We start from the raw sequence: 20099 nt of genomic DNA on the forward strand, positions 1-20099 counted from the left end.
CGAGGGCTGGGGCATGGGCAGCTACTGCTACTACAACGTCGACCCCACCATCCGCCAGCACCACGGCTTCCAGGCACCCGTGAAACCCGGAGTGAAATTCCACGACCTGCTCGTCGTCTCGCTCGGCGGCAACGGGCAGTACGAACACGTCATCAACAACACCGGCTCCCCCACATCCGGTACATCGACCATCCCGTCGCAGGTGGTGTCCTTCCCCTGAGCCGGGGTGAGATGAGCGGAGTCGGCTCATCGGACGGCGCGGGGCCCGGCAGCGAGTCGCTGCCGGGCCCCGCGTCATGCCCCGTGCGCGGGGCGTACGTGTTCCTGCGCGCCGGCGGCCCTCCGCCTGCGGACGGCGTGGAAGAGGCCACCCCGCGATCACCGCTGCCGCCGCCGCGCCCACCATGGGGAGGGAAGACCGAGGACCAGCGCAGCCGGGACGCGGTCGTGGGCCGGGGCGAGAGGCGGTCGAGTACCGCCTGTATGTGTTCGATCCCCGGCAGCGGGCCCTTCTCGCCGCTCAGGCCGTGCGTCACCCCGTCGGCGTCCGGCCGTGCCTCCCGGGAGAGTTCGGGAGGGGTGGGCATCGATATCCGGTACCGGCGCTCGCCGGGCAGCGGGATGCACACCATCATGTCGTCGGTGTGCCCGTCGAGTACGTGCGAGGCCCTGACGCCGTAACCGGCCGGCAGGTCCCAGTCGACCTCGACGTCTCCCAGCATGTACTCCTCGGGGAGTGCCGCGCCTTCGAAGGACAGGCCCAGCCCCTTGCGTACGGCGCTGTGGGCGCCGTCGCAGCCCACGAGGTAGCGGGTTGTCAGCTCCTCCGTGGCGCCCGAAGGCAGCGAGAGGACGGCCCTGGCCTCGCCGGAGTCCTGCTCGAAGGAGAGGAGTTCGGTCTCGCGCTCGATCCGGCCGCCCCAGCGCTCCAGGAGTTCCTCGAGGAGGCGCTCGGTCTCGTACTGCGGGAGGGCCGCGAATCCGTAGGGCGCCTCCGGCGGGAGTTCCAGATCGATCCGCGGGCCTTCTTCCCCGTTGACATAGAGAAGTTGCCCCTTCAACGGAACAGCGGTCTCCAGCGCCTCGCGGATCATCCCCATCCGGTCCCAGATCCCCAGCGTCCGGGGCTGGACGCCCACCGCCTTCGCGTACGGGAGACGCGCCGGGAGCCGGTCGACGGCCCTGCACGACACCCCGCGCCTGCACAGCTCGGACGCGGCCGTCAGACCGACCGGTCCCGCCCCTGCGACCAGCACATCGACGTCGACCACAGGTGCCTCCCAGGCGAGGTGCGTTCCCTCCAATGCAGCACGCCCGGGGAGCGGTGTCCATTCGGTGACCCGCGGGCCGGTGCGGGAGCCGCTCCCCCCGCACCGGCCCGCGGCGCACGTCAGCTGACGCCGCAGGCCTCACCGCCCAGCGTGAACGCGGACGGCTCGGTGCCGACGGACGTCCCGGTGCCGGTGAAGCCGAAGCCCACCGAGGAGCCCGGTGCCACCGTGCCGTTCCAGCCGACGTTCTTCGCGGTCACCTTCGCACCGTCCTGCGTGTGGGTGGCGTTCCACATCTGGCCGACCTTCTGGTCCCCCGGGAAGGTCCAGCCCAGCTGCCAGCCGTTGTAGGCCGAGTCACCGGTGTTGGTGACCGTCACATCGGCCTGGAAACCCCCGGACCACTGGTTGGTGATCGTGTAGGTCACCGCGCACTCCGTGTCCGCCGGAGGGTCCGTCGGGTCCGGAGTCGGTGTGGGGGTGGGCGTGGGTGTCGGTGTGGGGGTCGGCGTGGGGTCCGTGCCCCCGCCGCCGGTGTCCGAGGACTCGCCGACCTGGATGCCGCGCCCGTTCGTCGAGACGTACACCCGGCCGTAGACCCTCGGGTCGCCGGTGATCGCCGCACCGGTCCAGGCCCACTGGTGCGCGTCGTCGTTGATCCGCGTCCAGGTCGCGCCCGCGTCGGTGGACCGGAAGATGCCGCGCACCCCGCCGATCTTCGCGCTGACGAAGACGGTCTGGTACGAGGCCCCCGACGCGGCCTTGCCGAAGCCGACGCTGTCGGCCTGCTCCACTCCGGAGAATCTGGTGAAGCTCGACCCGGAGTCGTTGGAACGCCACAGTCCGTACGTCCCGTTGGCCGCGCCGCCCGCGAACCAGATGTCGCCCTCGGCGCCGGGGAGCGCCTTGAAGCGGACGTTGCCCTCGGCCGGGAGGCCGGACGCCTTCGCGGTGAACGTCGCTCCGCCGTCCGTCGACACGTAGAAGGTGCCGGCCTTGAACCCGTAGAACTTCTTGGGGTTCTTCCGGTCCGATTCGACCGTCGCCCCTGCCGGGATGCCGGTGGAAGCGGTCCAGGAGTTGCCGTACCCGGTGGTGCGGTGGACCCCCGCGCCCTCCGGGCTCCAGACGAATCCGCTGCCGTCGGCCGCGGCCGCCACCGTGCCGCCGCCGGTGACCCCGGAGGGCTCGGAGCCCTGGAACCAGTTGGCGCCGTTGTCCGTGGAGAAGCCGATGTGCGGTGCCGCGTCGGCGTTGCCGACCCGTACGACCGTCCCGGGCGAGGTCTCCGCGAAGTCCAGGCTGGTGGTCGAGTCCAGGTTCGGCGAGGTGAACATCATCGCGGGCACCGCGTCGAGGTCCGTGTGCCGGAAGCCTCCGATGTCACCGAGCGCGCTGAGCAGCGGCGCGCCGGACGGCGGGCTCGCCAGGTCGTTGACGGCCGTCTCCTCCAGCCCCTTCACCATGGGGGTGATCTTGAACTGACCGCCGGTGTCCCACGCGGTGAGGTTCTCGGTCCCGAAGACGGTCGCACCCGTGCCGTACATCATCCGGTCGGAGTCGAAGGGGTCGATCTCCAGCGACTCCATCATCCAGCCGAGCTTGGGCGCGGTCTCGGGCGGGGAGGGGTTGGCGCCCCAACTGAGCCACGGGACCGAGGAGATGTCCTGGGTGTAGCGGTTCGCGCGGTTCGGATAGCTGGTGTAGTCCCACGCCTTCGTCCAGGTCGCGCCGCTGTCCGTGGACCTGAAGATCTGGGTGTCGGGCCACCAGGAGCTGTAGGCGGTGGCCATCAGCGTGCCGGGCTTCTGCCGGTCGACGGAGAGACCGCTGAATCCGTAGTAGGTGTCGGCGAGGGCGACGGGGCTGACGTCCTTCCACGCGCCGGACGCGGTGTCGTAGCGCCAGACCTGTCCCTTGGCGCCGTCGTACGGGCCGCCGGTGTCGCTCGTCGTCAGATAGAGGTAGCCGGTCGAGGAGTCGAGTACGCCCTTGTGCGCGAGGTACCCGGTCGGCTGGCCCGCGATGCGGGACCAGGTGCTGCCGCCGTCCGTGGAGCGGTAGACGGTGTTCTCCTTGTCGGCGACGCCCACGTAGATGTCCTTCGTGGCGCTGCCCGCACTGCCGGAGCGCTCGTCGAAGGTCACCCACACGATGCCCTGGTTGTCGTTGCCGTATCCGCTGGTGTCGGACGGGTCCTGCGCGTAGTTGCCGGGGTTCGGGAAGGCGGTCACCTCGGACCAGGTGACTCCCGAGTCGGTGGAGCGCCAGAGGCCCTTGCCGCTGGGGGCGCCCAGATACAGCACGGAGTTCTTGTTCGGGTCGACCGCGAGCCGCTCCCCCATCCCTCGTCCCGGCATGTTGCCGCCGAGCTTGAAGGGCAGGGTGGTGGCCTTCCAGGAGGCGCCGCGGTCCGAGGAGCGCAGGACCGCTCCGTTCGTCGGGTCCCAGCTGTTGGTGTACGTGCCCACCGCCGCGTACACGTTGTCGGGGTCGGCGGTGTCCGATGCGAGGCTCACGACCCCGGACCAGCCCCATCGGTCCCAGTCCACCCAGTCCAGCAGCGGCTTCCACTGCTTGCCCGACTGGTCCCAGCGGTAGGCGCCGCCGATGTCGGTGCGCGCGTAGGCGAGGTTCTTCTCGGACCGGTTGAAGACGATGCCGGGGACGAAGCCGCCGCCGTCGATCCGCGCGTTCTTCCAGGTGTAGGTGTCCGCCGCGATGGACACATCCGATGCTTCGGCCGAGGCGGGCCCTTCGTCGGAGCGTGCCACCGCCTGGGTGCCGGTGATCGACAACCCGGCTGTCAGGGCGAGTGCCGCCAGTAGGGCGGCGATGGGTCTGGCGCTCAAGCGCACGGAAACGTCCTCTCCGAGCTGGTCCGCCGCACAGCGGCGGTACGGGACTGAACAGAGGTGGGAGCGCTCCCATGAAGCAACCCGATGGTAGCGCCGCGTGTCGCCCGAGAGAAGGGTGGTGCACGCGTTTCATCGGATGAATCCGCCACCCTCCTCCGCGCACCGCCCGCACCCGCGGGTGCGCGGCCCTCCATGTCGTCCACGGACGACAGGAATGCGGCACAGCTCCTCCACACATCCGCACGCATGTGACCCCGAATACACAGCATCAGGGAAAGCGCTCCATAAATGCGCCGCTCGATCACATTCGACGCACACGAAAAAGAGAGCCGCACTCACCTTTACGCCGTCGTGAATACCGACACCTTCCGAACCGGTCTGGCGGCGCACTCAAATCGACGGGGAATTCGCCTGGCAAACGGAATCGGGAAAACCTGCACACGGCGTGCGCACACCGATCACGCACCCCCGCACGGAACGCCAGGTCCGCACCGGTCCGGACGCCGTTTGAGGTGGGACTGCCCGACTTGAGGGGCATGCGCCCGCGCCGGTGCGGAATTCATCCGGTGAAGTTCGTGAAGGATCTGCCCCCACAGAATGAACAGTTCTGCACGTACGGCCATTCCAGCGGCCCGACAACCACAGATCCACCGCAGTTCGATTGGCTGTTCGTGGTGCAAGCGTGCTTTGATCCTGGGCCATACGGAGGCCGCACAACGGGTTTCCGTATATAAGCAATTTCCATACGAAGGGCAGCGCTCATCATGAACTACACCCCCCAGGTCGAGACCGCCGAGATCTCCGACGCCGACCTCGACAACGTCTCGGGCGGCCTCGTGGGCGGCCTCGTGGGCAACGTCGCCGGCACCGTCGAGGGCATCGTCCCGGTCGCCGGCATCGTCGGTTCGGTCACCGGTCTCGTCGAGGGTGCCACCGGCGTGAACACCGGCGCGGTCACCGGTCTGGCCTCCGGCCTGACCGCCGGTCTCTGAGAGACGGCAGTACCCCGCCGAGCCCCGGAACCACCCGGTTCCGGGGCTCGGTGCCGACCGCTGACAGGTGAGGAAAGAGTTCCGTGCACTTCCGCCAACAGGCCCTTTCCAAGCTGCAGTCGCCCGAACAGCTCGATCTCCCGGTGCGCTTCGCCCGTCCGCAGGGGCTGCTCGTCCTGGCCGTCACCGTCGCGGTGATGGCCGCCGCGTGCTTCTGGGCCGTCACGGGCTCCGTCGCCAGCACCCTCGACGCGCCCGGCATCCTCACGCACGCGCGAGGCAGTTACCTCCTGCAGAGCCCGGTGGCCGGACAGATCACCGAGGTGCTCGCCGACGAGGGCGAGACCCTGCCCCGCGACTCCCCGCTGCTCAAGGTCCGTACGGAGCAGGGCGAGCGCGTCGTCCGGACGATCGACGCCGGCCGGCTCACCTCGGTGACGGCCACGATCGGCGCGGTGGTGACCACCGGCGCGGACGTGGCGAGCGTCGAACGGATCGACGGCGCCGACGACCCGCTGGTCGTCCTCCTCTATGTGTCCGGCAGCAGCGCGGCGTCCGTCCCCGTGGGCGCCCCGGTCGACCTCACCGTCCAGTCCGTGCCCTCCCAGCAGTACGGGGTGCTGCGCGGCGAGGTGGCCGCGGTGGGCAGGTCCGCGCAGACACAGCAGCAGATCACCCGCTTCCTCGGCGACGCGCAGCTCGGCAAGCAGTTCTCCCGTGACGGCAGGCCGCTGGCGGTCCTGGTGAAGATCGAGCGCTCGGATTCCACGGAGTCGGGCTACCGCTGGTCCTCGGCCGAGGGCCCTCCGTACGCGATCGGTTCCATGACCCTGGCCACCGGCTCCGTCCGTCTCGCCGACCAGCGCCCGATCGATTGGCTGCTCCCGTGACCGCACCGCACCCCTCCCCCACCGCCCAGCAGCTGGCGCCTCCCGGGCGCGGCAGACACCGCCCGGAGAGCCTGCCGGGCAGCGGACGGCGCCCGCGTCCCGCGCCGAAGCCCGGGCGGACGAAGACCGTGCGCACCCCCACCGTGCTCCAGATGGAGGCCCTGGAGTGCGGCGCGGCCTCGCTGGCGATGGTGCTGGGCCACTACGGCCGCCATGTGCCCCTGGAGGAGCTGCGCATCGCCTGCGGCGTCTCACGTGACGGTTCACGGGCGAGCAACGTCCTGAAGGCGGCCCGGAGTTACGGTCTCCAGGCCAAGGGCATGCAGATGGAGGCGGCGGCGCTCGCCGAGGTCCAGGGGCCCGCGATCCTGTTCTGGGAGTTCAACCACTACGTCGTCTACGACGGAGCGGGACGCCGGCTCGGGCGGCGCGGGGTGTACGTCAACGACCCCGGCAAGGGACGCCGGTTCGTCCCCGCCGAGGACTTCGACACCAGCTTCACCGGGGTCGTCCTCGTGCTCGAACCCGGCGAGAACTTCCGGCCCGGCGGCCGGAAGCCCGGTGTCCTGTCCGCGATGCCGGCCCGGCTGCGCGGCACCACGGGCACGATGCTGGCCGCCCTGCTGGCCAGCCTGCTCCTGGTGGCCGTCGGTGCGACGCTCCCGGCCCTGAGCCGTACGTACATCGACATGTTCCTGATCGGTGAACAGACCTCCCTGCTGGGTGTGCTGTTCGCCGCCATGGGCGCCACGGTGGCCCTCACCGTCGTCCTCACCTGGCTCCAGCAGGCGAATCTGCTGCGCGGGCGCATCATCTCGTCCACGCTCGGCAGCGCGCGCTTCTTCCGGCATCTGCTCCGGCTGCCCGTGACCTTCTTCTCCCAGCGCAGCCCCGCCGACCTCGTCCAGCGCCTCCAGTCGAACGACGCGGTGGCCGAGACGCTCGCGCGGGATCTGACCGCGGCGGGTGTGGACGGCATCGTGGTCCTGCTCTACGCCGTCCTGCTGTGGACGTACGATCCGCAGCTGACCGTCGTCGGCGTGGGGATCGCGCTGCTCAACGTGGTCGCGATGCGCATCGTCGTACGGCTGCGGGCCACCGGCACCCAGAAGCTGCGGGCCGACAGCGCGCGGCTGACGAACACGTCGTACACCGGCCTCCAGCTGATCGAGACGATGAAGGCCACCGGAGGCGAGAACGGCTGGTTCCGCCGGTGGGCGGGCCAGCACGCGACGACGCTGGAGGAGCAGCAGCGCCTCGGGGTGCCGAGCGCCTGGCTGGGTGTCGTCGCCCCCGCGCTGGCGACGCTGAACAGCGCGCTGATCCTGTGGATCGGTGGTCTGCGGGCCGTCGAGGGGCATCTGTCGATCGGTCTGCTCGTCGCCTTCCAGGCGCTGGTGACCCGCTTCACCGCGCCGGTGACCCGGCTCAACGGGGTGGCGGGCCGGATCCAGGACTTCGCCGCCGACGTGGCCCGGCTGAAGGATGTGGAGAACTTCCCGGTGGACGCGCTGTACTCCCGTCCCGAACCCGCCGCGAGCACCCGCCGGCTGAAGGGCCATGTGACGCTGGAGGACATCACCTTCGGCTACAGCCCGCTCGACAAGCCGCTGCTCACCGGTTTCTCCCTCTCCGTGGGGCCGGGGCAGCAGGTGGCGCTCGTGGGCGGTTCGGGCAGTGGCAAGTCGACGGTCTCGCGGCTCATCTCGGGGCTCTACAGCCCGTGGGAGGGCTCGATCCGGATCGACGGGCAGCGTCTGGAGGACATCCCCAGGGGCGCGCTGGCCGCGTCCGTCTCCTTCGTCGACCAGGACGTCTTCCTCTTCGAGGGGACCGTCCGGGACAACGTGGCGCTGTGGGACCCCTCGGTGCCCGACGAGGCGGTGGCCGAGGCCCTGCGGGACGCCGCGCTGTACGACGTCGTGGCCCGCCGGCCCCGTGGCCTCCACAGCCGGGTGGAGCAGGACGGCCGCAACTTCTCCGGTGGGCAGCGCCAGCGTCTGGAGATCGCCCGCGCGCTCGTACGCCGCCCCAGCATCCTGGTGCTGGACGAGGTGACCAGCGCGCTGGACGCCGAGACGGAGCGGATCATCATCGACAACCTGCGGCGGCGGGGCTGCGCCTGTGTGGTCATCGCGCACCGGCTGAGCACGGTGCGCGACAGCGACGAGATCGTGGTCCTGGACCACGGGACCGTCGTGGAGCGCGGCCGGCACGAGCAGCTGGTGGCGGCCGGAGGCCCGTACGCCGAACTGGTCAGGGAGCACTGACGTGGCATCCGCACATCCCCTGGCGGGCACGGAGGCTCCCGGGCAGGACCCGGTCGTCGGCGCGCTGGGAGCGCTCGGCGCGCCCGTCGACTGCACCGGGCTGCGCAGCCTGTCGCTGGAGGGCCCGCAGGTGCTCTGGCTGGTCGTGGGCGGCGCCCTCGACCTGTTCGCGGTCGACGCGGCCGAGCAGGGACACTGGCACTTCCTGGGCCGCCTGGAACCGGGCACCCTGGTGCTGGGCCCGGTGGAGGGCCCGCAGCACACCCTGGTCGGACGCCCCCTGCAGGAGTGCGTGCTGCGCCGGATCCCGCTGCGTGAGCTGTACCGGCCCCAGTACCCCGACCACGGGGCGTACGACGGGCAGTACCGCAGTCACTACGACACGGGGGACGCGGCGCTGAGTCTGCTGGAGCACGCGTTCTCGCTCGGTGTGGGCCGCAGCCAGCGTGTGCTGTTCGAGGCCCCGCTCGACGGGCGGACCGCCTTCGACGGTTCGGTGGGCGACGACGACATCCTCTGGCTGCCGGTCTCGCCCGGCAGTGTCCAGTACGGCGCGGCCTTCAGCGCGGAGGCCGCCGGTGATCTGCTCGTGGACGCGGCGATGTGGCAGGGGATGGTCGACCAGCAGTACCGCCTGCTGTCGGCGCTGGACCGCTGGATCGAGCAGCTGGAGCGCGCACACGAGGACCGGACCGCCGCCGGGATGAGGGCGGGCGAGGCCGTCCGCAAGGAGGCGGACCAGGCGCTGCTGACCTCGATCGGCCGTTCCGGGAGGGGGACTTCGACTGCCCGGGGGGCCTCGGACGACGCGGTGTACGCGGCCTGCCGCCTGGTGGCCGGGGACTCGGGGATCGTCCTCGCGGAGCCCTCGGCGGGCGGCGCGGTGAGCGAACGCGTCGATCCGGTCGAGCGGGTGGCGGTCGCCTCGCGCGTCCGTACCCGGGCGGTGCGGCTCGACGGGCGCTGGTGGCGGGAGAACTCGGGACCGCTGGTCGGTCGCCGGGCCGCGTCCGGGGCGCCGGTCGCCCTGCTGTGGCGCCGTGGCCGCTACGAGGCGGTGAACCCGCTGACCGGCCGGCGCAGCCGGGTCGACAGCGCGTCCGCGTCCGAGTTCGAGGAGCGTGCCGTGATGTTCTACCGGCCGCTGCCGGACCGGCCGCTGGGCCGACGGCAGCTTCTCCGCTTCGGTCTCTTCGGCACCAGGGGCGACCTGCGGAGGCTGGTCCTGACGGGCCTGGTGACGGTCGTGCTCGGCTCGCTGGTGCCGATCGCGACGGGCAAGGTCCTCGGGGTGTACGTGCCCGACGCCCGGACGGACCTGATCGTTCAGGTCTCGCTGGCCGTGATCATCACCGGCGTCGTCTCGGCGGCCTTCATGCTGCTGCAGAATCTGACGATCCTGCGGATGGAGGGGCGCGTCGAGAGCACGCTCCAGCCGGCGGTCTGGGACCGTCTGCTGCGGCTGCCGACGAGGTTCTTCACCGAGCGCTCCACGGGGGAACTCGCGAGCGCGGCCATGGGTGTCAGCACCATCCGCCGGGTGCTGTCCGGCACCGGTCCCGTCGTGGTGCAGGCGGGGACGCTCGGGGCGATGAATCTGGGTCTGCTGCTGTGGTTCAGCGTCCCGCTGGCGCTCACGGCGGTGGCGATGCTGGTCGTGATCGCCGGGGTCTTCCTCACCATGGGCATGTGGGAGCTGCGCTGGCAGCGCCGGCTGGTGGAGCTGGGGAACAAGCTGAACAACCAGGCGTTCCAGACGCTGCGCGGGCTGCCCAAGCTGCGGGTCGCAGCGGCGGAGAGCTTCGCGTACGGCGCCTGGGCGGCGGAGTTTGCCCGCAGCCGTGAGCTGCAGAAGCGGGCGGGCCGGATCAAGAATCTGACGACGGTCCTCAACGCGGTCTATCTGCCGCTGTGTTCGCTGATCATCTTCGTCCTGCTGGCGGGGCCGGCGCGCGGCTCGCTCACGGCCGGGGAGTTCCTGACCTTCAACACGTCCGTGACGATGCTGCTGACGGCGGTCACACAGCTCACCGGGGCGTTCGTGTCGGCCGCGGCGGTGCTGCCGATGTTCGAGCAGATCAAGCCGGTGCTCGACGAGGCGCCCGAGGTGCGCGGCACCAGCACCCAGCCGGGAGCCCTGTCCGGGGAGATCGAGGCCCGTGGTGTCTCGTTCCGCTACTCCGAGGACGGCCCCCTCGTGCTCGACGAGGTGTCGCTGACCGTGCGGCCGGGCGAGTTCGTGGCCGTCGTGGGCCCCAGCGGCTGCGGGAAGTCGACGCTCCTGCGGCTGCTCATCGGCTTCGACAAGCCGGCCTCGGGCAGCGTCCTGTACGACGGCCAGGACCTGGCGGCGCTCGACCAGGCGGCCGTGCGCCGTCAGTGCGGTGTCGTTCTGCAGAACGCGCAGCCCCTGGCCGGATCGGTCCTGGACTGCATCTGCGGCGCCGAGGTCTACTCCCAGGAGGAGGCCTGGGAGGCCGCCGCCCTGGCGGGTCTCGCCGAGGACATCAAGCGGATGCCGATGGGGCTGCACACGATGATCTCCGGCGGCGGCTCGATCTCCGGCGGCCAGCGCCAGCGTCTGATGATCGCGCAGGCGCTGGTCCGGCGCCCGCGCATCCTGTTCTTCGACGAGGCCACCAGCGCCCTCGACAACGAGACCCAGCGCACGGTGATCGAGAGCACCAGGGCCCTGAGGGCCACCCGTGTGGTGATCGCGCACCGGCTGTCCACGGTGCTGGACGCCGACCGTGTGATCGTCATGGCGGACGGCCGCGTCGTCCAGGAGGGGCCGCCCGCCGAACTCCTCGCGGACACGTCGGGGCAGCTCCATGAACTGGTGCGCCGCCAGATGGCCTGAGGGCCGGCCGTGCTCCCGCCGGGGAGCACGGCCGGGAAGCCGCTCGTAGCGGTCAGGCCGGACCACCGGCGCCCTCGACCCGCTGCCCGCCCGGCCTGGGGGCCTCCACCGCGTCGCGGATGCTGCCGCGCGCGGCGGCGGCCACCGCTTCGGCCGTGATGCCGAACTCCTCGTACAGCCGCTGGTAGTTGGCGGACGCGCCGTAGTGCTCCAGGCTCACGATCCGGCCCGCGTCGCCGACGACCTCGCGCCAGCCCTGGCCGACGGCGGCCTCGACGCTGACGCGGGCGCGCACCTCGGGCGGCAGGACCTCGTCCTGGTAGGACACCGGCTGTTCGGCGAACCATTCGCGGCAGGGCATGGAGACCACGCGTACGGCCAGTCCCTCGTCGATCAGCAGCTTGCGGGCGCCGAGGGCGATGTGGACCTCGGACCCGGTGGCCACCAGGATGACGTCGGGGGCCTTTCCGGACGCCTCCGCGAGGACGTAGGCGCCGCGCGCCGCACCCTCGGCGGGGGCGTGGACACCGTCTGCGCGGTCGAGCACCGGCAGGTTCTGCCGGGTCAGGACGAGCCCGGCCGGGCGGTCGGTGTGTTCCAGGATCGTCCGCCAGCAGACGGTGGTCTCGTTGGCGTCGCCGGGGCGTACGACGTCGAGGCCGGGGATCGCGCGCAGGGCCGCCAGGTGTTCGACGGGCTGATGGGTGGGGCCGTCCTCGCCTAGCCCGATCGAGTCGTGGGTCCACACATAGGTGGCGGGGAGCTTCATCAGGGCGCCGAGGCGGACGGCGGGGCGCATGTAGTCGCTGAAGGTGAGGAACGTGCCGCCGTAGGGGCGGGTCAGGCTCTGCAGCGCGATCCCGTTGAGCACGGCTCCCATGGCGTGCTCACGGATGCCGAAGTGCAGGGTGCGGCCGTAGGGTCCTCCGGCGAATTCGGCCGTCTGCCGGTTCTCGGGGACGAAGGAGGGTTCGCCGTCCATGGTGGTGTTGTTGCTGCCCGCGAGGTCCGCGGAGCCGCCCCACAGCTCGGGGAGCACGGGGGCGAGGGCGTTGAGCACCTCGCCCGAGGCCTTGCGGGTGGCCATGCCCTTCGCGTCGGCCGGGAACACCGGCAGCGCGTCGGTCCAGCCGTCGGGCAGTGCCTGCTCGCGCAGCCGGTCCAGCAGCGCGGCACGCTCCGGGTTCGCGGTGCGCCACTCCTCGTACGTCTGCTGCCAGCGCTCGTGTGCGGCCCTGCCGCGCTCCCCGGCCGCCCGGGTGTGGGCGAGGACCTCGTCCTCGACGGGGAAGTACGTCCCGGGGTCGAAGCCGAGAAGCCGCTTGGTGGAGGCCACCTCCTCGTCACCCAGGGCCGCGCCGTGCGCCTTGCCGGTGTTCCGCTTGGTGGGCGCGGGCCAGCCGATGATCGTGCGCAGCATGATCAGCGACGGCCTGGTGCGCTCCTCCTTCGCCGCCTCGATCGCGGCGAGCAGCGCGTCCACGTCCTCGACGTAGTCGCCGGTGCGGGTCCAGTCCACGGTCTGGACGTGCCACCCGTAGGCGGCGAAGCGGGCCGGGACGTCCTCGCTGAACGAGATGTCGGTGTCGTCCTCGATGGAGATGTGGTTGGAGTCGTAGAAGGCGATGAGGTTGCCGAGCTGCTGATGACCGGCCAGGGACGCGGCCTCGGACGCGACGCCCTCCATCATGTCGCCGTCGGACGCCAGCACGTAGACGTGATGGTCGAACGGGCTGGCACCGGGGGCGGCGTCGGGATCGAGCAGCCCCCTCTCGCGGCGTGCCGCCATCGCCATCCCGACGGAGGCGCCCATGCCCTGGCCGAGCGGACCGGTGGTGATCTCGACGCCCCTGGTGTGCCGGTACTCCGGGTGGCCGGGGGTCGCGGAGCCCCAGGTCCGCAGGGCCTTCAGATCGTCCAGCTCCAGGCCGTAGCCGGCCAGGTAGAGCTGGATGTAGAGCGTGAGGCTGGTGTGGCCGCAGGAGAGGACGAAGCGGTCCCTGCCGAGCCAGCGCTCGTCGGCCGGGTCGTGCCGCATGACCCGCTGGAACAGCAGGTAGGCGAGCGGTGCCAGACTCATCGCCGTACCGGGGTGGCCGTTGCCGGTCTTCTGTACGGCGTCGGCCGCGAGGACACGGACGGTGTCCACCGCCCGCAGGTCCACGTCGCTCCAGCCGGCGCGTTCGGCCACCGGGCGGGCGAGGCCGGGGTCCCGCGACGCGGTGCTGCCGGAAGAGGATCGTTCGGGCGCCATGGTGTGTCTCCCTGTCTCCCCCGGATGTCGCTTCTCGGTGCGACGGGGCCGGTCGGCACGGCTCGCCACTCTTCGCATCCTCTGTTTCCTCCTCACCCTCCGCACCCGGAGCGGGCCCAGCGGTGCGGTGGGCGCTGTCGCCACGCGGTCCACGGGTCGGGCCGTGCCCCGGATTCCGGGACGCCGGGTCCGGGGACCGCTGATGTGGCACAGTCGTGCCGGTGGACGAGCTGCGGCCCCAGGACCCCACGCGCACAGGCGCGTACCAGCTGATCGCCCGTCTCGGGGCCGGCGGAATGGGACAGGTGTATCTCGGCCGGTCCCCCGGTGGGCGGCTGGTCGCCGTCAAGGTGATCCGGGACGAGATCAGCGATCACCCGGAGGCGCTGGCCCGGTTCCGGCGGGAGGCCGCGACCGTGGAGGCCGTACGCAGCGCGTACACGGCCCAGTTGATAGAGGCCTCCCTCGACGCCCCGCCCTACTGGCTGGCCACCGAGTACGTACCGGGGCCGACGCTGCGCGCGGCGGTGGTGGCGGGCGGACCGTTCCCGCCCGGCAGCGCGCTGAAGCTGTTCGCCGCGCTCGCCGAGGGGCTGGCGGCGGTCCATGTCCACGGCGTCACCCACCGGGACCTGAAGCCGCAGAACGTGATCCTCTCCCCGCAGGGCCCGCAGCTGATCGACTTCGGGATAGCCCGGGGCCTCGGGCAGACGGTGCTCACGAGGGACGGGTCGGCGCCGGGAACCCCGGGGTTCGCGGCCCCCGAGGTGGTCCTGCGCAACGAGGTCGGCCCCGCGGCGGACGTGTTCGCGCTGGGTGCGACGCTCGCGTACACGGCCACGGGCAGACCGCCCTACGGCTCCGGGGACGCGGCGGCGGTGAGCTACCGCGCGGTGCACGAGGACGTCGACGTGGCCGGTGTGAGCCCGGCGCTGGCTGCCCTGATCCGGGAGTGCGTCGCGAAGAATCCTGCGGACCGGCCGGACCCCTCGGCCGTGATCGCACGGTGCGCGGTGGATTCTCCCCTCGCGACGGACGCCCACTACCGGTCGCTGACCGGCGACAGGGCGACGGACGTGCGGGGCGGGACGGCGACCGTGGCCCTGCCGACGGCCGACACGGCGAAGTGGGGCGGGCCGGTCGTGTCCGGGTCGCCGGTCGGCCCCGGGGAGTCGGTCGTATCCGGGGAGTCGGTCGTATCCGGGGAAGCGATGGCGCCCGGAAGGGCGGTCGGCCCGGGCGAGGCGGTCGTGCCCGGCGGGACGGCTGAGCACGGAGAGACCGTCGCCCGCCGGGAGGCACGCGTACCCGGGAGCGCCCGTACGGCCGCGAGGGCCGCCGGGCCCGAAGGGCCCCTCACCGCGCCCGTGAGCACGCCGGGTGCCACTCCGTACGACGATCCCGGTCGCACCGCGCGCCCCGCCCGTACCGGCCGCCGGGGAGCACTCGGGCTCGCGGCGGTCGCCGCCGTGCTGGCCGCTTCGGCGACGGCCTGGCTGCTTACGGGTGACCCGGGCGACCGGGCGGCGGAGGGCTCCTCGGGCTCGGCGGGCGGGTCAAAGGCGTCGCCCGGGACCACGGCCACCACCCCGGCCGCGGGGCCGCCCGACCACATCCTGAACGGCCGTGAGTCGAAGGACCGCTGGACCCTGTCCGAGGACCCCGAGCAGGCGGCCATGGGCATGGGCTCCTGCGCCCTGTCCGGTCTGGACGCGGCCTCGCTCCCCGTGAACCTCCAGTCGTCCGTCTCGCACACCACGGGCTCGGACACCGCTTCGGTGCAACTGCGCCCGGCGGACGTCGGCGAGGGGAAGCGGCCCTCGCCCTACTACGTGGCCGTGGGCGTCCGTCCGCCGCACGGGACCGACCCCGCGACCGGCGGCCCCACCGGGGCCGCCGGCAAGGGCATCGGCTTCACCAGCAAGCCCGTTGACATCTTCTCCGCCTGGTCCTCCGGCGGCACCCTCACGTTCAGCTATCCCGAGGACTTCCGGGCGCACTTCGAGGACCGGACCCTCGACGCGATTCCGGTGGGCGACGACCGGGGTGACTGGACCGTCGTGCTCTACCACGTCGAGGGCGGCCCCGAGGACTTCACCGCCGTCTCGTGCAACGGCTTCCACGCCTGAGACGACAGGGAGGCAAGGACCGGGGAGGCGGGCGCGGAAAGGGCGGGCGGGACGCCCCGCATCGCCTGATCACCCGGCGCGGAGCGCACCGGTCACACCACTGCCACGTGGGTGAACCGGGACGCGGTGTGGAGTTCGGACTCGATGCTCCCGGCTGTGAGGCGGAGCTGGGGCAGCACCTGCTCCAGGCACTCGGCGATCGTGCGGCTGCTGCTGTGCATCGCCACGTTGATGGAGGCGGCCGTCGTGCCCGCCAGGTCGCGGACGGGCACCGCGATCGAGCGCAGGCCCGCTTCGAGCTCCTCGTCCACCAGGGCGTACCCCTTCTCGCGCACCCCCTCCAGGACCACTTCGAGTTCGTCGCGGCGGGTCAGGGTGTGCGGGGCCAGCGGACGCAGCTCGGCGTGGGCGAGCACGGACCGGAGTTCGTCGGCCGAGAGGTCCGCCAGCAGGACACGGCCCAGGGAGGTCGCGTAGGCGGGGAAGCGGGTGCCGACGGTGATGTTGACGTTCATGATGCGGTGGGTCGCGGCACGCGCCATGTACTGGACGGAGTCGTCCACCAGCACGGCGAGGGAGGCGGAGTCGTGGATCCTCCCCGCGAGGGCGGCCAGGTGCGGTTCGGCGATCCGCGCCAGGGTGATGCGGGAGAGCGGCGGGTAGCCGAGTGCCAGGACGCGCGGGGTGAGCCGGTGCTCGCGCCCGTCGGCCTCGACGTAGCCGAGGTGTTCGAGGGTGATCAGCGCACGGCGCGCGCTGGCGCGGGAGAGCCCCGTGGCACGGGCGACGTCGCTGAGGGTAAGGGCCGCGCCCGTGTCGCCGAAGGCGGTGATGACGGTCAGGCCCCTGGCGAGGGACTCGACGAACTCACGGCCCAGTTCCTGCTTCGAGGCCGCCGTCCACGAGGCGAGCGGCCCGGGGGCGGGTGCGGAGGGTGCGGGAGGCGCGTCGCGCAGCCGGGACTCCATGGCCGCCGATGCCTCGCGCAGCCGGGGCAGCAGGCTGTCACGCAGCCCTCGCGCGGTGTGCCGGCTGGTGTGACTGACCACGCTGAGCACGCACGCGATGCCTCCGGCCGGGTCGCGCACGGGCACGGCGAGGGCGAGGAGCCCCGGCTCGATCAGCTGGTCGTCCAGCGCCCAGCCGTCGGTCCGCGCCGCCTCCACGCGCTCCTCGAACCGGTCGTCGGCCGCAGGGTCGCGCCGCGGCAGGGAGGGGAAGCCCGCGCCCTGCGGATCGTCCTCCCGCCTCTTCCTCCAGGCCTGCCACTCCCCCGGACCCCAGAGGGTGGCGAAGAGCGTGCCGGGGGCGGTGCGTTCGGCGGGCAGGAGGTCGCCGATGCGGAAGCGCAGGGACATGGCCCGGCGCCTGGTGGCCTGGTGCACGAAGCGGATGCCCTCTTGGTCGGGCACCGCGAGGGAGACGGACTCGTCGAGTTCGTCCGCGAGTGCGTCCACCGCCTCACCGAGGAGCCCGGGGATGCGGACCGAGGACAGATAGGCGTTGCCCAGCTCCATCAGGCGCGGCGCGAGGGTGACGGTCCGCCCGTCCAGGCGGACGTATCCGGTGCGGGCGAGGGTGAGCGTGATCCGGTCGACGGTGGAGCGGGCGAGTCCGGTGGCACGCTCCAGGTCGCTGAGGCTGAGGGAACCGTCCGCGTCGGTCAGCCGCCGCAGCACGGCGATGCCGCGCATGAGCGGGGCGACGGCCTCCGCGGGCGCCTGCGCGCCGGACTGTGACGTGCTGGTCGGTGCCATGTGCTCTCCGTCGGCTGGGTGGCGGCAGGGGTCGGGACCGTTGACAGAGCCCTGATACGGGCGGCAGACTCATCCCATCATAGTGAAGGAAACTTCACTATGCGAACACTAAGGGATGGGCGGTTCCATGGACAAGGTGGTCGCGTCAGCGGCGCTGGCCGTCGCCGACGTGCCGGACGGCGCCTCGGTGGCGGTGGGAGGCTTCGGTCTCAGCGGTGTGCCGAACGTGTTGATCGATGCCCTGCACGCGAGCGGCGTGAGCGGGCTCGCAGTCGTATCCAACAACTGCGGGGCGATGGACACCGGCCTCGCCGTGCTGCTCTCCGCGGGCCGGATCAGCCGGGTCACCGGCTCGTACATCGGCGGGAACAAGGAGTTCGCCCGGCAGTACCTCGGGGGCGAGCTCGAGCTCGAACTCATCCCGCAGGGCACCCTGGCCGAGCGGCTGCGCGCGGGCGGGGCCGGTATACCCGCGTTCTACACGCCCGCGGGCGTGGGCACGCAGGTCGCCGACGGCGGACTCCCCTGGCGCTACGACGGTGAGGGCGGCGTGGCCGTGGCCTCCCCGCCCAAGGAAGTACGCGACTTCGACGGCACCGAATACGTCCTGGAGCACAGCATCCGCACCGACTTCGCCCTCGTCAGGGCGGCGAAGGGCGACCGGCACGGCAACCTCGTCTTCAACAAGTCCACCCGCAACTTCAACCCGCTCGCGGCCATGGCCGGCCGCATCACGATCGCGGAGGTCGAGGAGCTCGTGGAGCCGGGCGAGATCGATCCGGACCATGTCCATCTGCCCGGCATCTTCGTGCAGCGGGTGGTCGCGCTGACCCCCGAGCAGGCCGTGGACAAGAAGGTCGAGAAGCGGACGATCACCGAGCGGGAGGCACGGGGCTGATGGCCTGGAACCGGAACGAGATGGCGGCCAGGGCCGCCGCGGAGCTGCGCGACGGCGAGTACGTCAACCTCGGCATCGGGCTGCCGACGCTGATCCCGAACCATCTGCCCGAGGGCGTGAACGTCGTCCTGGAGTCCGAGAACGGCATCCTGGGCACCGGCGCCTTCCCGTACGACGAGGACGTCGACCCCGACCTGATCAACGCGGGCAAGGAGACGGTCACCGTCCGGCCGGGCGCCTCGTTCTTCGACTCGGCGCTCTCCTTCGGCATGATCCGCGGCGGTCACATCGACGCCGCGGTGCTCGGCGCCATGGAGGTCTCCGCCCGCGGCGACCTCGCCAACTGGGCGGTGCCGGGGAAGATGGTGACCGGGATCGGCGGCGCCATGGACCTCGTGCACGGCGCCCGCCGGGTCATCGTGACCATGACGCACACCGCCAAGGACGGCAGTCCGAAGATCGTCGAGGAGTGCACGCTGCCGCTGACCGGCAAGGCGTGCGTCCAGCGCATCATCACCGATCTCGCGGTGCTCGACGTGACCGAGGACGGCCTGGTGCTGGTGGAGACCGCCCCCGGGGTGAGCACCGCCGAGGTGCTGGCGAAGACCGCCGCTCCGGTCCGTACGCCCGAGAGGGTCGCCTCATGAGCTTCCGCCCCCGCGACGTCTACGTCGTCGACGCCGTCCGCACCCCGATCGGCAGGTACAACGGGGCGCTCGCGCAGGTCCGGCCCGACGACCTCGCCGCCCATGCCATCCGCGCGCTGCTCGACCGCACCCCGGAGCTCGACCCGGCACGCATCGGGGACGTGGTGCTCGGCAACGCCAACGGCGCGGGCGAGGAGAACCGCAACGTCGGCCGGATGGCCGCTCTCCTCGCCGGGCTGCCGGTCTCCGTCCCCGGCGTGACCGTCAACCGGCTGTGCGCCTCCGGCCTGGAGGCCGTCGTGCACGCGGCGCGTGCCGTGGCGCTGGGTGACCACTCGCTGGTGGTGGCCGGCGGCGTCGAGTCGATGACCCGCGCCCCGTACGTCCTGCCGAAGAGCGACCGCGCCTTCCCGGCCGGGCACACCGAGATGTACTCGACCACGCTGGGCTGGCGCATGGTCAACCCCCGGATGGATCCGCAGTGGACGGTGCCGCTCGGCGAGAGCGCCGAACTGATCGCGGAGAAGCACGCCATCAGCCGTGAGCAGCAGGACGAGTTCGCGCTCTCGTCCCACCGCAAGGCTTCGGCGGCGCGGGCCGCCGGGCTGTTCGACGACGAGATCGCCCCGCTGACGATCCCCCGCCGCAAGGGCGATCCGCTCGTCGTGGACCGGGACGAATGCATCAGGGACGACGCGTCGCTGGAGGCCATGGCCAAGCTCCGCCCGTCCTTCCGCACGGAGAACGGCACCGTCACCGCGGGCAACTCCTCCCCGCTCAACGACGGTGCGGCGGCGCTGCTGCTGGCCGACGAGGAAGGCCTGCGGGCGACGGGCCGGGAGCCGCTGGCCCGGATCACGGCCTCCGCCGTGTCCGCCAACGAGCCGCACTACTTCGGGCTCGCTCCCGTCGAGGCCGTGAACAGGGCGCTGGACCGGGCGGGCAGGACCTTCGCCGATCTCGCGGCCCTCGAACTCAACGAGGCGTTCGCGGCGCAGGTGCTGGGGTGCGTCGCCGAGTGGCCCGGTCTCGACCCGTCCGTGCTCAACCCGCGCGGCGGCGCGATCGCGATCGGCCACCCGCTCGGTGCTTCGGGAGCCCGTCTGGCCGGCTCCATCGCCCACCAGCTCAGGGCCGCAGGGTCCGGGGTCGGTGTGGCGACGCTCTGCATCGGTGTGGGCCAGGGCTCCGCGCTGGTGCTGGAGAGGTAGAGGACACAGCGCGTCGGACTCGTACCGGCCGGGGCGGGAACCACCGTGCCCGGCCGGTACGG

The 20099-nt window shown here is 71.9% G+C and carries 11 protein-coding genes and 2 pseudogenes; 9 read left to right on the forward strand and 4 right to left on the reverse strand.

All coding sequences use genetic code 11. The annotated features are described in order from the left end of the window. Positions 1-220, forward strand: a pseudogene (locus ACWCQM_RS34785) (coagulation factor 5/8 type domain-containing protein); the annotation flags it as partial. 193 nt (positions 221-413) lie between these two features. On the opposite strand, the pseudogene ACWCQM_RS34790 reads toward ACWCQM_RS34785, so the two are convergent. Then, a pseudogene (locus ACWCQM_RS34790) lies at positions 414-1271 on the reverse strand (FAD-dependent monooxygenase); the annotation flags it as partial. Between the two features lie 119 nt (positions 1272-1390). Further along, the gene (locus ACWCQM_RS34795) at positions 1391-4129 is read right to left on the reverse strand and encodes a cellulose binding domain-containing protein (RefSeq protein ID WP_450919067.1); all 2739 of its coding nucleotides are present in this window, start codon (positions 4127-4129) and stop codon (positions 1391-1393) included. A gap of 764 nt (positions 4130-4893) precedes the next feature. Here ACWCQM_RS34795 and ACWCQM_RS34800 point away from each other — a divergent pair. The 4 genes from ACWCQM_RS34800 (at position 4894) to ACWCQM_RS34815 (ending at position 11141) form a co-directional block, all read left to right on the forward strand. Continuing rightward, entirely contained in the window at positions 4894-5121 is a 228-nt protein-coding gene (locus tag ACWCQM_RS34800; protein ID WP_450919068.1) for a type A2 lantipeptide, read from the forward strand. 83 nt (positions 5122-5204) lie between these two features. Next, positions 5205-6011, forward strand: a complete 807-nt coding sequence (locus ACWCQM_RS34805; RefSeq protein ID WP_450919069.1) for an HlyD family efflux transporter periplasmic adaptor subunit — start codon at positions 5205-5207, stop codon at positions 6009-6011. Further along, positions 6008-8281 (forward strand): NHLP family bacteriocin export ABC transporter peptidase/permease/ATPase subunit, encoded by a 2274-nt coding sequence (locus ACWCQM_RS34810; RefSeq protein ID WP_450919070.1) that lies wholly within the window; start codon positions 6008-6010, stop codon positions 8279-8281. The genes ACWCQM_RS34805 and ACWCQM_RS34810 overlap by 4 nt, the downstream gene beginning before the upstream one ends. A 1-nt stretch (position 8282) precedes the next feature. Further along, a complete protein-coding gene (locus ACWCQM_RS34815; RefSeq protein WP_450919071.1) occupies positions 8283-11141 on the forward strand; it encodes an NHLP bacteriocin export ABC transporter permease/ATPase subunit in 2859 nt (952 codons plus the stop codon). 52 nt (positions 11142-11193) lie between these two features. Here the strand turns inward: ACWCQM_RS34815 and tkt are convergent, their stop codons facing one another. Next, a complete protein-coding gene (gene tkt, locus ACWCQM_RS34820) occupies positions 11194-13395 on the reverse strand; it encodes a transketolase (protein ID WP_450919072.1) in 2202 nt (733 codons plus the stop codon). A gap of 221 nt (positions 13396-13616) precedes the next feature. Between tkt and ACWCQM_RS34825 the strand changes: the two genes are divergently transcribed. Continuing rightward, complete coding sequence (locus ACWCQM_RS34825) at positions 13617-15524, forward strand: protein kinase domain-containing protein (protein WP_450919073.1); 1908 nt, start codon at positions 13617-13619, stop codon at positions 15522-15524. Between the two features lie 92 nt (positions 15525-15616). Here the strand turns inward: ACWCQM_RS34825 and ACWCQM_RS34830 are convergent, their stop codons facing one another. Next, positions 15617-17281, reverse strand: a complete 1665-nt coding sequence (locus ACWCQM_RS34830; RefSeq protein ID WP_450919074.1) for an IclR family transcriptional regulator domain-containing protein — start codon at positions 17279-17281, stop codon at positions 15617-15619. Positions 17282-17408: 127 nt separating this feature from the next. On the opposite strand from ACWCQM_RS34830, the gene ACWCQM_RS34835 reads away from it, so the two are divergent. Genes ACWCQM_RS34835 through ACWCQM_RS34845 form a run of 3 tightly spaced genes read left to right on the forward strand, consistent with a single transcriptional unit; the run spans position 17409 to position 20037 of the window. Continuing rightward, a complete protein-coding gene (locus ACWCQM_RS34835; protein ID WP_450919075.1) occupies positions 17409-18179 on the forward strand; it encodes a CoA transferase subunit A in 771 nt (256 codons plus the stop codon). Continuing rightward, entirely contained in the window at positions 18179-18826 is a 648-nt protein-coding gene (locus ACWCQM_RS34840) for a CoA transferase subunit B (RefSeq protein WP_450919076.1), read from the forward strand. Before ACWCQM_RS34835 ends, ACWCQM_RS34840 begins: the two co-directional genes overlap by 1 nt. After that, on the forward strand, positions 18823-20037 hold the full coding sequence (locus ACWCQM_RS34845; RefSeq protein WP_450919077.1) for a thiolase family protein: 1215 nt from the start codon (positions 18823-18825) through the stop codon (positions 20035-20037). The genes ACWCQM_RS34840 and ACWCQM_RS34845 overlap by 4 nt, the downstream gene beginning before the upstream one ends. The last annotated feature ends 62 nt before the right edge of the window (positions 20038-20099 follow it).

The organism is Streptomyces sp. NPDC002125 (assembly GCF_053593715.1).

What these genes read in the sequence shown, in the direction of transcription:
- ACWCQM_RS34800 (WP_450919068.1), top strand. Translation starts at nt 4,894, where the DNA reads ATGAACTACACCCCCCAGGTCGAGACCGCCGAGATCTCCGACGCCGAC.
- tkt (WP_450919072.1), bottom strand. Translation starts at nt 13,395, where the DNA reads ATGGCGCCCGAACGATCCTCTTCCGGCAGCACCGCGTCGCGGGACCCC.
- ACWCQM_RS34830 (WP_450919074.1), bottom strand. Translation starts at nt 17,281, where the DNA reads ATGGCACCGACCAGCACGTCACAGTCCGGCGCGCAGGCGCCCGCGGAG.
- ACWCQM_RS34835 (WP_450919075.1), top strand. Translation starts at nt 17,409, where the DNA reads ATGGACAAGGTGGTCGCGTCAGCGGCGCTGGCCGTCGCCGACGTGCCG.
- ACWCQM_RS34840 (WP_450919076.1), top strand. Translation starts at nt 18,179, where the DNA reads ATGGCCTGGAACCGGAACGAGATGGCGGCCAGGGCCGCCGCGGAGCTG.
- ACWCQM_RS34845 (WP_450919077.1), top strand. Translation starts at nt 18,823, where the DNA reads ATGAGCTTCCGCCCCCGCGACGTCTACGTCGTCGACGCCGTCCGCACC.